8 protein-coding genes are annotated in these 8554 nt (G+C 53.6%); all 8 read left to right on the top strand.

Annotation, left to right across the window (positions count from 1 at the left end; translation table 11 throughout):
- Positions 1-13: 13 nt before the first annotated feature.
- The 8 genes from INF86_RS05030 to INF86_RS05065 all read left to right on the top strand — a co-directional run bounded on the left by INF86_RS05030 (position 14) and on the right by INF86_RS05065 (position 8423).
- Positions 14-904 (top strand): oxidoreductase, encoded by an 891-nt coding sequence (locus tag INF86_RS05030; protein WP_096216639.1) that lies wholly within the window; start codon positions 14-16, stop codon positions 902-904.
- Positions 905-1021: 117 nt separating this feature from the next.
- Positions 1022-1459: a DcrB-related protein gene (locus INF86_RS05035; protein WP_063146554.1), complete on the top strand. Its 438-nt coding sequence runs from the start codon at positions 1022-1024 to the stop codon at positions 1457-1459.
- Positions 1460-1476: 17 nt separating this feature from the next.
- On the top strand, positions 1477-5688 hold the full coding sequence (locus tag INF86_RS05040) for an RHS repeat-associated core domain-containing protein (protein ID WP_227414735.1): 4212 nt from the start codon (positions 1477-1479) through the stop codon (positions 5686-5688).
- A 7-nt stretch (positions 5689-5695) separates the two neighbouring features.
- Complete coding sequence (locus INF86_RS05045; protein WP_063147972.1) at positions 5696-5998, top strand: hypothetical protein; 303 nt, start codon at positions 5696-5698, stop codon at positions 5996-5998.
- Positions 5999-6415: 417 nt separating this feature from the next.
- Positions 6416-6529: a hypothetical protein gene (locus INF86_RS22570; protein ID WP_232944539.1), complete on the top strand. Its 114-nt coding sequence runs from the start codon at positions 6416-6418 to the stop codon at positions 6527-6529.
- A complete protein-coding gene (locus INF86_RS05055) occupies positions 6514-6948 on the top strand; it encodes a nuclease (RefSeq protein ID WP_227414738.1) in 435 nt (144 codons plus the stop codon). Before INF86_RS22570 ends, INF86_RS05055 begins: the two co-directional genes overlap by 16 nt.
- 333 nt (positions 6949-7281) lie before the next feature.
- The gene (locus INF86_RS05060) at positions 7282-7686 is read left to right on the top strand and encodes an SMI1/KNR4 family protein (RefSeq protein WP_063147973.1); all 405 of its coding nucleotides are present in this window, start codon (positions 7282-7284) and stop codon (positions 7684-7686) included.
- A gap of 356 nt (positions 7687-8042) precedes the next feature.
- A complete protein-coding gene (locus INF86_RS05065; RefSeq protein ID WP_045309197.1) occupies positions 8043-8423 on the top strand; it encodes a hypothetical protein in 381 nt (126 codons plus the stop codon).
- Positions 8424-8554: the final 131 nt, after the last annotated feature.

An 8554-nucleotide genomic window follows, 5' to 3' on the forward strand; every position in this document is an offset into this window, starting at 1 on the left:
AGGGGAGTGACCCATGTCTGACTATCCAACCATTGCGCTGATTGGTCCCGGTGCGATTGGCACCACCATTGCCGCGGTGCTGCATGACGCGGGCCGTACGCCGCTGCTGTGCGGTCGCACCGCGCATCCGGTATTACGCCTGCGTCACGATGAGGATGAAACTGTGGTGCCCGGTCCGGTACTCACCGATCCCACCGTCATTACGCGCCCCGTAGACCTCGTTTTTGTGGCGGTAAAAACGACGCAAAATGCCGACAGCGCCGGGTGGCTGCGCGCCCTGTGCGATGAAAACACCGTGGTCTGCGCGCTGCAAAACGGTGTGGAGCAGAAAGCCCAGCTTGCGCCTTTGGTCAACGGCGCAACGGTGCTGCCGTCGGTGGTCTGGTTCCCGGCGCAGCGCGAGCCGGACGCCTCCGTCTGGCTGCGGGCAAAACCGCGTCTGACGCTACCGGATGTGCCGCAGGCGCAGCGGGTGGTCGAGGCGCTTCGCGGGACGCGCTGTGATGTTGAGCTCTCGACAGATTTCACCACCGTCGCCTGGCGCAAGCTGCTGCAAAACGCGGTCGCCGGGCTGATGGTGCTGGCCAACCGCCGCGCCGGGATGTTCAGACGCGAGGATATCAGCGAGCTGGCCCTGGCCTATCTGCACGAGGGACTTGCCGTCGCCCGCGCCGAAGGGGCGAAGCTGGACGATGCGGTGGCCCAGGAGATTCTGGCGAACTTCCAGCGCGCGCCCGAGGATTTAGGCACGTCAATCCTTGCCGACCGTCAGGCCGAACGCCCGATGGAGTGGGATATTCGTAACGGCGTGATCCAGCGCTATGGCCGCAAGCATGGTATTGCGGTGCCCATCAGCGACGTGGTGGTACCGCTGCTGGCGGCGGGGAGCGAGGGGCCGGGCTAACGGCCGCTGTTTTTCCGTTCGGCGAGCGTGACGGTGGAGCAATAATCTGGGGATAGTCAGCCTTAAACACATATGCGAAACTTACCGCTTCTGAAAAAATGTGGTGGGACCCGCTCAATGTCAGAACCATCTTCGCAGTGCCTGTTTAATGAAGGAATGATTGCTTTTCCTGAGGGCTATCAGGACCGTACCGTCAATGTCTTCGCGCCGCCTGCAGCGGATGCGCCCGCGTTCAACATTTCCCGCGATGCCCTCAACCCCGGCGAAGCGCTTGCCGCGTATATCGATCGCCAGCTCGCCCTGATGGCAAAGCACATCAAGGGCTGGAAGCAGGGTGAGCGCAGCGCCGCTACGCTGGGCGACAGCCTTTTACAGGGTGAAACCGTCCATGCCAGCTACCTGCGCGACGGGAAACGCATCTGGCAGCAGCAGGCCGTGTTTAACGTCGACGGCGATAAAATCCTGGTGTTCACTATGACCTGCACCCGCGCGCCGGGCGATGCCGACGTCGCGCTGTTTGGCGATCTTCTCAGGAGCTTCCGCTTCCACCATTAACTTCAGGGACCGTTGTTATGTTTGAAGCAGCACGCGTTGGTGATGATATCGGCCACTCCGGTGCGCTGGCCGGGATGATTGCCGGAACGATTGTCGGTGGCCTGATTGCCGCCGCCGGGGGCATTCTGGCGGGGGCCATGTTTATTGCCGGTCTCGGCGCATCCTGTCTTGGCGTGGGCGTCCTGCTCGTCGGCGCCAGCCTGGCCGTGGGGTATTACACCGGGGAGCTGGCCACTGCCGCTAGGGACAGCATCGCCGACGCCGGGGCATCCAGCATGACGAAGAAAGGCGTCATCACCTCCGGCTCGCCCAACGTGTTTATCAACGGTAAACCCGCCGCGCTTGCCACCGATAGCACCGTCGACTGTTCTGACGACGGCTCGCAGCAGATGGCCGAAGGCTCTAAGCGAGTCTCCATTAACAGCCAGCCTGCGTCACGCATCGGGGATCGCACCACCTGCGACGCGAAGGTGATGACCGGTTCAGACAACGTCATTATCGGCGGCGATCCGCAGCAAACCCTCCCCATTCAGTCTGAAGTCCCCGAGTGGCTCTACAAGGTCTCCGATCTTACCCTGCTGTTTGCCGGGCTTCTCGGCGGCTGGGGCGGCGCCGCTGGCAAAGTCGGGGCGCTCTCTAAGCTGCTGGGCAAAATCCCCGGCATCAACAAGCTGGCCCGTATCGCCTGTCGCGCCGGCACGCTGATGACCGGCGTGGCGGCCGCGGGGATCATCGCCCGCCCGGTAGATATCGTCAGCGGACAGAAGTTTCTCAGCGGGGATGATGAGCTGGACTTCGTCCTGCCTTCCCGTCTTCCGGTGCGCTGGCAGCGCTACTGGCGCAGCGGCAATCCCGGCGACAGCGTGTTGGGCCGCGGATGGAGCCTGTTCTGGGAAAGCCGCCTGGAGCCTTATCAGGACGGCCTGGTGTGGCGCGCACCGTCCGGCGATTACGTCGCCTTCCCGAAGGTCCCGAAAGGGATGCGCTCCTACTGCGAAAGCGAAAAAAACTGGCTTGAACATCACCAGGACGACAGCTGGTCGGTGTATGACGTCAGCGGCGAACGCTGGCACTATGCGCCGCTGCGGGATGATGCCCCGTCGCTGCTCCAGCGCCTCTCCGAACCCTGCGGCAACGATATCCTCTTTGAGTGGAATGCGGATAATACCCTGCATGCCCTGACCGACTGTGCGGGCCAGCGCGTGGTCTGCCGCTACGACCGCGACAGGCTCGTTGGCGCCTGGCTGGATGACGAGATCTGCCTGGTCAGTTACGCTTATGATGAACAGCGCCAGCTGGTCTCCGTGACCGGCCGGGGCGGTAGCGTGCGCCGACGCTTCAGCTGGCAGGACGGGCTGATGAGCGCCCATGAGGACGCCAACGGCCTGCTGAGCGAATACCGCTGGCTGGAGATTGACGGCCTGCCGCGCGTGGTGGGCTTCCGCCATAGCGGCGGCGAACAGCTGACGTTCGAATACGATTTTGAGAACGGCACCCGCCGCGCGACCCGCGAAGACGGCGCGCAGGCGCACTGGCTGGTGGATGACGACGACAACGTCGCGCGCTTCACGGATTACGACGGTCGCCAGACGACGTTTGTCTACCGCGACGGCGAGCTCTGCCACGTCATTCTGCCGGGCGGGGCGATGCGCCGCAGCACGTGGGACAAATACGGCCGCATGACCAGCGAGACGGACCCGGCGGGCCGCCGCACGGAGTATCACTGGCATCGCCTGACCGACCGCATCACCCGCACGGTTTACCCGGACGGTACCTCATCGCAGGCCATGTACGACCTTCGCGGTCGCCTGCTGTCGGAGACGGATCCGGCCGGTAGCACCACCGCGTATCGCTATCCCGATGATGAAGAATTCCTCCCGGAGAGCATCACCGACGCCATCGGCGGCGTGGTGCGCCTGGTCTGGAACCACCAGGGGCTGCTGACGCAGCGCACCGACTGCTCCGGCAGCGTCACCCGCTTCACCTACGACCGCTTCGGGCAGCTGATTGCCAGCGAAGATGCAGAAGGGAATATCACGCGGCGGGAGTGGAGCCGTGCCGGGCTGCTGAGCGTCGTGATCCATCCGGACGGCAGCCGCGAGTCGCTGGTGTGGAACGAACGCGGCCAGCTCACGGGCTGGCGCGACCCGCTGGAAAGCGAGGTAAGCTGGGCCTATAACGCGCTCGGCCTCCCGGTCAGCCTTACCGACCGTATTGGTCGCGTGCGCCAGTGGCGCTACGACCCGCGCGGTAACCTGCTGCGACTCGATAACGGCAACGGGGCGGAGTACCGCTTCACCTATGACGCCGTGGGCCGCCCGCTCAGCGAAACGCGCCCGGACGAGACCGTGCGCCATATGGAATGGGACGCGCGAGGGTTCCTCTGCGCGCTCGAAGAAAACGGACGGCCTGCCGCCGACGGCGGCATCGCCCGTCGCGTCCAGCAGTTCAGCTATGACGACAGCGGGCTGCTGATCGGGCGCACTCAGCGCCACGCGGAGTACCGCTACTTCCGCGACCTGAGCGGCCAGATTACCCGCATCCGCCGCACGCCGACGGCCGAAGGCGTTGCCCTGGGTATCGAAAGCGATGAGATCGCTTACCGCCACGACGCCGCCGGGCGCGTGCTGAGCGAGTCCGGCATTAACGGCGCGGTGGGCTACGAATGGGATGCCCTGAGCAACCTGACCGGCCTGACGCTGCCCGGCGGGCAAAAGCTGGCCTGGCTGCACTACGGCTCCGGCCACGTCAGCGCCATCCGCTTCGGGCAGCAGCTGGTGACCGAGTTCACCCGCGACCGCCTGCACCGCGAGGTGCGCCGCACTCAGGGCGCGCGCGAGCAGTTCCGCCAGTATGACAGCCTCGGCAGACGCACCCTGCAGTGCAGCGAACTGAGCACGGACGTGACCCTGCCGGAGCAGGCGCTACTGGAACGCCTGTACCGCTACACCGCGCGCGGTGAGCTTTCCGGCGTCAGCGACACCCTGCGCGGTGAGGTGGACTACGGCTACGACGCCGAAGGGCGTCTGCTGAAGCACTACGAGGCCCGACAGGGGCACAGCCGCGCGCAGTTCAGCTATGACGCCGCGGATAACCTCGCCGCCAGTGACGATCCGGTACCGGTTACGGATAACCGCCTGCAGCACTGGCAGGCGCTGTTTATGAAATACGACCACTGGGGTAACCTGGTCAGCCGCCGCAACGGGCTGTATGAACAGCATTACGCGTATGACGCCGAGAACCGGCTGGTATCCGCCCGGGGAACCGGGCCGGAAGGACGGTTTGAGGCGCGCTATCACTACGACGCGCTGGGCCGCCGCACGCGCAAAATCGTCACCACGACGCACGGCACCACCGACACCCGCTTCCTGTGGCAGGGCTACCGCCTGCTGCAGGAGCAGCAGGAGAGCGGGCTGCGCAGCACCTATGTATACGACCCGAATGAAGCCTGGAGCCCGCTGGCACGGGTGGATCACCTTCGTGACCAGAGCAGCGGTGAGATTTACTGGTTCAGTACCGACCTGAACGGCGCGCCGCTGGAAGTGACCGACGAGCGCGGCGCGGTGCGCTGGAGCGGCCAGTACGGCAGCTTTGGCGAGGTGCGCCATCAGAGCGAAGGGTTCTCACGGTTGGTGAACCGCACGGCGATGGCACACCAGCCGCTTCGCTATGCCGGGCAGTACGCTGACGGTGAAACGGGGCTGCACTATAACCTGTTCCGCTACTACGACCCGCAGGTCGGGCGGTTTATTGTGCAGGATCCGATTGGGCTGAATGGTGGGTGGAACCTTTATCAGTATGCGCCGAATCCGTTGGGGTGGATTGATCCGCTGGGTTTAAATAATTGTAATACTGTCAAAAGAGCGGTGACGCCTGAACAAATGGAGAGCATTCGAGCGGGTAATGGAATAACAAGACCAACACCTTATCATAAAACAACTCCGACCCAACATGTTGCTGGCGCTCCGCATTCGCGTGACCCTTGGATTTCCACCACCAGAAGCCAGGCATCAGCAGAGTATTTTGCTACCCATGGCGGTACTCGTGCGGCAAATCCTATTATTGAAATAGATTTGTCTAAAATACCTAAAGATAGAATAGTCGATGTTTCAACAGCTCAAAAAGCTGCAGAGAATTTACAAACACCGTTTACTCGAAATGCTGCTGCGGCGCATCAGGAAGTATTGATTTTTGGTGAGATTCCTCACGAAGCCATCATATTTAAATAGGTGATTTATGTTAAATGATGTAAAGAAAAAAATAATTGATAATGATTTTGTTAATAATGTTAGAATTAATATGGTTTTCAATGATGAACAGTATAATGACTTGGTTTCTAGTTTAGATGAGCTTGCTAACCTATTGAAAAATAATAACTCCATAGATAAAGAATTAGCTTTGTATTTATATACAATACCTCAAATGATAAGAAATGCATATGCTAGTTTTGATAAAGTGGAAAACAAACCAGATTTGGCTTTTAAATTAGAAGATGCATGGATAGAGTTAGACTCGCTAGTAATAAACTGTTTAAGCTAAAAAGAATGAAGACCGGGTGAGAAATTCGCCCGGCTTTGATATGATATAATCCTTTCTTGAACCACAAACATATAATTAATAATCCATCCTCTACTACGACCCGCAGATTGTGCGGTTTACTGAACAGGATCCGATTGGGTTATGTAGGGGATATGAAGTCAGAGGTAACAATCCATACCAGACGCGGGTTGATCCTCATTATCCCGGAAGAGCTCATCATGCATTATCAATAGATACCAGAACATTAGTATCAGGAATAATTATTTCAAATTGCGACATAAGAAAATAACAAGAATTTTGGAGTCAATAACCCAATATGCATTGGGTTCATTAAGTTAAAGTAAGTTATATAGAATAAAAGAAGTGGAACAGTTACCGAAAATAGATGAAACCCAGATTAAAGTATTTCCTGAGCATGTGAATTATAAAGGAGCTGCAATAATACATTCACATGTCGATTTTGGAATATATGCTATACTCGCACCTGGACGTACTCATGTTGGCAATGGCGATGTTTGGCATACGAAATGAGAGTAATAATTGTGTTATTAACAATAAATGAAATTGAAGTTAAATTACATGAGAAGTTCTCTCCTTTTAATGGAGGTATGGATGATTTGATTTTGAAAAAAAGAATTTCGCCTGTAAACAATATCAAACTTTCTGAGGAAAGAGTTCGTGTAAATTTCTCAAAGGATTTTATTGAGTTTGTCAATAATTATGATATTGATAACTTCTCTTTGGGGAATATATCTTTCGGCCATGGTGGTGATTATTTGGAGAAAATAGTCAGTATTAACAATGATGAATTTAACCATTGGTGGATTGGCAAGCATAGACCAGATGGTGTGATATGTGTTGCAATATCAGACCCTTATAGTATTTTACTAAATAATCATGATGGCAAAGTTTATGCTATTACAAGTGAGCATACTATGGATGGATGGTAATCGATAGCTGATAGTTTTGAGCTATTTATCAGAGGTGTTGGTTCGCATGTTTTAAAAACATGTTCTATATCGGAAATTATTAAGTTAACAGGGGCGAGCGATACTGCATTTTGGAAGGATATCTGATGTTGGTGTCTGGTGATAATTTATATATTTCTGCGCTGGGTGTCTTTTTCGAACAATATCAGAAATGGTGAAAGAAATAATTTCTTCAATTGTTGTGGTTTGAGGTGGGCATTAAACCAACTTTCGAACTCAGTCCTTTGTATAATTTTATGCGTGCGGAACCTTTACAAAAATACGCGCCTGTAGATGCGTTAGGGTGAAATTACTATGTGTCTTACTGGTTCAGAAAATAAACTAACTGTATACGAGATAAATGCTTTCAATACGAGTTTTGATAATCATCTTCCCGCTTCATTTCTTGATTTTTATCTGAAAAATAATGGCGGATATCCTCATAAAAATGAAGATGGTAATCCGTTTATGCTTGGCGGGTTTAACCCTATAAAATATGGTGACCTGCCTATAGAACAACTCTACCGTGACCTTGTTGAGTCGTTTGGCAAATTGAGGAATATGGTTTCTTTTGCATATGATGACGGGGGGAATTCTTTTCTGCTATCTCTCAAATCTGATGATTCATTAGAGAAAGTGTTTATTTTTTTGATGGATGATAAGGAAGTTGAATTGGTTTCTGGTTCGTTCTCAGAATTTTTAGAGGAATTGTTTCTTTGAAAGCAATGAGGTAGTGTATAAAATTCACAAAAGTGATTTTGTTGTTATCGAAATCTAAAGAAAAGTAACTAATTAAACTATTTAATGTTAGTCATTAATTTAATGCTTGTAAATTTAATAACTGGGTTTGTGTTTGATTTGTTTATATTTATTGGTAATCATTGATATTGTTCTGATATGAAAACCAAGATTAAAACCGTAAGCTTCAGCGTACGTATAATTTAATGTTAATGCTGAAGAATAGCATGTCAAATGGCAATGCGTGCAATAGCCCAATTTGGAATGGTATTGCATTTACATGCTTGATGAATATTATTATATAGCTTCAGATTGATGACGAAAGAAGGAAAAGATAAATGCAACGATTGATGGGAGACGGTTACGAACCTTATGTTAATAAGTTAAATGACAGGCTTATATATTCATTACCTGTTGAATCGGGATTTGTCAGCTTTTATTTTGAGTTTGATATTAGTCAGACCGATCTTGACGTCCTGCTGTCCGATCATTACCGGCGGGCCGTGCTGGAAGTGACCGCGCACACTCTGCTTCAGCACTCGACGTTGAAAGGACATAAAAGATTTACTCAGAACGATTTTGATAATCTTATTGCCACTACCCTTCATGAATCGCAAGAGCATCTTAGCGCATTGATTTCTCAGATTAATCGGGAGCACAATATGTCGATTGAACATTATGTGAATGACATAGTGAATACACGCTTAACCAAAGGATGAATATACCGATCCCAGATAAGGTCAATATTTATCTTAAAATCACGCTGTATCTACAGCTCTTTTCAACCTCGTGCTGTCAATCGATTTCATGATAACCGGCGAATGCGGCAAGGTGCGCTGGAGCGGCCAGT

It is taken from the genome of Enterobacter cloacae complex sp. I1M (assembly GCF_014982425.1).
GTDB classification, from domain to species: Bacteria; Pseudomonadota; Gammaproteobacteria; order Enterobacterales; family Enterobacteriaceae; genus Enterobacter; species Enterobacter intestinihominis.